This window comes from Marinobacter sp. (genome assembly GCF_040904845.1).
Lineage (GTDB): Bacteria > Pseudomonadota > Gammaproteobacteria > Pseudomonadales > Oleiphilaceae > Marinobacter.
On sequence record NZ_JBBDSR010000099.1, the window covers coordinates 1 to 3,033 of the forward strand.

A 3,033-nucleotide genomic window follows, 5' to 3' on the forward strand; every position below is an offset into this window, starting at 1 on the left:
TCTATGTAGTCGTTTACTTGGCTGAACGACGACGTACTATCATCTTGTCAGTACGCTTGTTCTTACGAGTCTTATGCCCTTTGGTCGGAACACCCCACGGAGAAACCGGGTGACGCCCGCCAGAGGTACGCCCTTCACCACCACCATGTGGGTGGTCAACTGGGTTCATAGCAACACCACGTACTGTTGGACGTTTACCGCGCCAACGTGATGCACCCGCTTTACCAAGCTGCTTGAGGCTGTGCTCGCTGTTGGAGACTTCACCCAACGTTGCGCGACAGTCAACAAGCACCTTACGCATTTCACCTGAGCGCAGGCGGATGGTGGCATATGCACCTTCACGCGCTACCAGCTGTACGGATGCGCCCGCGGAGCGAGCCAGCTGGGCACCTTTGCCAGGCTTGAGTTCGACGCAATGGACCACGGAACCGACCGGAATATTCCGGAGCGGAAGCGTGCTGCCCACTTTAATCGGCGCGTCGATACCGGAACGCACAGGATCTCCGAGACGCACACCTTTGGGAGCGATAATGTAACGACGCTCGCCATCGGCGTACTTCAGGAGCGCGATGTGCGCTGAGCGGTTCGGATCGTATTCCAGGCGCTCAATAGTTGCCGGGATACCATCTTTGGTCCGCTTAAAATCGATAACACGGTAGTGTTGCTTGTGACCACCACCAATGTGACGAGTAGTAATGCGGCCTACATTGTTACGGCCACCAGACTTACTCTTTGTTTCTACCAACGGCTCGTAAGGGCGCCCTTTGTGCAGATCCGGGTTGTAAAGCTTTACAACGTGACGGCGTCCGGCAGATGTTGGTTTGGTTTTGACGATCGGCATTTTACGACCCCTTTACCTTATTCCACATCCAGAAAATCAATGTCCTGACCGTCCGCAAGCTTCACATAAGCCTTACGAATGTCAGTACGCTTGCCGAAGCCGCGAGCGGTACGCTTGAGCTTACCCTTACGGTTCAGAACCTGAACACCTTCGACGGTGACGTTGAACAGTTGCTCAACGGCTTTCTTGATCTCGGGCTTGGTGGCATCCGGGGCGACCCGAAAAACAACCTGACCGTGTTCGGCCACCAGAGATGCTTTCTCCGATACGTGCGGCCCGAGAAGGACCTTGTATATACGTTCCTGATTCATCCCAGCATCTCCTCGATCTTCTTAAGAGCGGGAACAGTTACAACGACCTTCTCGAAGGCAACCAGGCTAACCGGATCCAGGCCCGCAATATCACGCACATCAACGTGCGGAATGTTGCGTGCGGCCAAGTGCAGATTCTGCTCGACGTTGTCAGCGAGAATCAGTGCATTGGTTACACCCATATCCTTCAGCTTGGCGTTGAACGCCTTGGTCTTGGGGCTGTCGATATTCATCTCGTCAACCACCACCAAGCGCTCCTGGCGAACCAGCTCGGAAAAAATGGAGCGCATCGCTGCGCGGTACATTTTACGGTTTACCTTCTGCTCAAAGTCACGAGGCTTTGCAGCAAAGGTTACACCGCCGGAGCGCCAGATCGGGCTGCGGATAGTACCGGCACGGGCACGACCAGTGCCTTTCTGACGCCAGGGCTTCTTACCACCACCCCTAACTTCAGAACGTGTCTTCTGAGCCTTGGTACCCTGACGGCCGGCTGCCATGTAAGCAGTAACCACCTGGTGAACCAGCGACTCGTTAAAATCTTTGGCAAACGCAGCGTCGGAAACAGAGATTCCTTTGCCGCTACCTGTAATAGTCAATTCCATCGAACCGCCCCTCAGGCTTTAACTGCAGGCTTGATGACAACGTTACCGCCGGTCGCGCCGGGGACGGCACCACTTACCAGCAGCAGGTTGCGCTCGGCATCGACACGGACGATCTTGAGATTCTGCACAGTAACCTGCGCATTACCCATCTGGCCCGCCATCTTCTTGCCCTTGAACACCTTACCCGGAGTCTGGTTTTGACCGATTGAACCCGGAGCACGATGAGACAGTGAGTTACCGTGGGTCGCGTCCTGCATGGAAAAGTTCCAGCGCTTCACACCACCCTGGAAACCTTTACCCTTGGACTGACCAGTGGCATCTACAACCTGACCGTCTTCGAAGACAGAAGCAGTGATCTCGCCACCGGCTACCAGGTCTTCACCTTCGCCGTCGGCCAGTCGGAATTCCCACATACCACGCCCGGCTTCAACACCGGCCTTAGCATAGTGGCCTGCTTCGCTCTTGGTCACACGAGAGGAACGACGAGCACCCACAGTTACCTGAACCGCACGATAGCCATCGCTTTCAAGAGTTTTTAGCTGGGTAATGCGGTTGGGATCAACCTCGATTACCGTAACGGGCAGCGCCTGCCCATCTTCCGTAAAAATACGGGTCATACCGGCCTTACGACCGACAACACCAATTGCCATGTTTCACCTCTTAAGTGTACGGGGCTCTCACCCTCTATGGCCTTAAATGACAGTTACACTAGCAACCAACACACCCGTGTTAGCCGAGGCTTATCTGAACGTCTACACCTGCTGCCAGATCCAGTTTCATCAAAGCATCTACTGTCTTTTCCGTCGGCTCAACGATGTCGAGCAAACGCTTGTGTGTACGAATCTCATACTGATCGCGCGCGTCTTTGTTGACGTGCGGAGAAACCAGAATGGTGTACTTTTCCTTCCGCGTCGGCAGAGGGATAGGCCCACGCACTTGAGCGCCGGTCCGCTTAGCGGTATCGACAATCTCCTGCGTGGACTGGTCGATCAGGCGATAATCAAACGCCTTCAACCGGATTCGAATTTTTTGGCTTTGCATGATGCACCAAACTCCACTCGTAGCAGCTAACTGTTTAGCCGACCTTCAAAAAAGGAGCCGCATTGTATGCATAATACCCAACCGTGTCAACTGCCATGCAGATTGACCCGGCCAGGTAGAATGTGCGGCTTTAACAAAAAAGGGGCTGACACATCAGCCCCTTTTTCGGATCAGTCGAAGTGTTTACTCGATGATCTTTGAGACTACGCCGGCACCAACGGTACGGCCACCTTCGCGA

General features: G+C 54.3%; 5 protein-coding genes. All 5 read right to left on the minus strand.

All coding sequences use genetic code 11. The features are described 5' to 3' along the window. Positions 1-13 precede the first annotated feature (13 nt). Entirely contained in the window at positions 14-841 is an 828-nt protein-coding gene (gene rplB, locus WD429_RS12650) for a 50S ribosomal protein L2 (RefSeq protein WP_368422540.1), read from the minus strand. Between the two features lie 17 nt (positions 842-858). Then, positions 859-1,152 (minus strand): 50S ribosomal protein L23, encoded by a 294-nt coding sequence (gene rplW, locus WD429_RS12655; RefSeq protein WP_368422541.1) that lies wholly within the window; start codon positions 1,150-1,152, stop codon positions 859-861. Next, positions 1,149-1,754 (minus strand): 50S ribosomal protein L4, encoded by a 606-nt coding sequence (gene rplD, locus WD429_RS12660; protein WP_368422542.1) that lies wholly within the window; start codon positions 1,752-1,754, stop codon positions 1,149-1,151. Before rplD ends, rplW begins: the two co-directional genes overlap by 4 nt. Positions 1,755-1,765: 11 nt before the next feature. Continuing rightward, complete coding sequence (gene rplC / locus WD429_RS12665) at positions 1,766-2,404, minus strand: 50S ribosomal protein L3 (protein WP_368422543.1); 639 nt, start codon at positions 2,402-2,404, stop codon at positions 1,766-1,768. A 79-nt stretch (positions 2,405-2,483) separates the two neighbouring features. Further along, on the minus strand, positions 2,484-2,795 hold the full coding sequence (gene rpsJ / locus WD429_RS12670; RefSeq protein WP_041341420.1) for a 30S ribosomal protein S10: 312 nt from the start codon (positions 2,793-2,795) through the stop codon (positions 2,484-2,486). Positions 2,796-3,033: the final 238 nt, after the last annotated feature.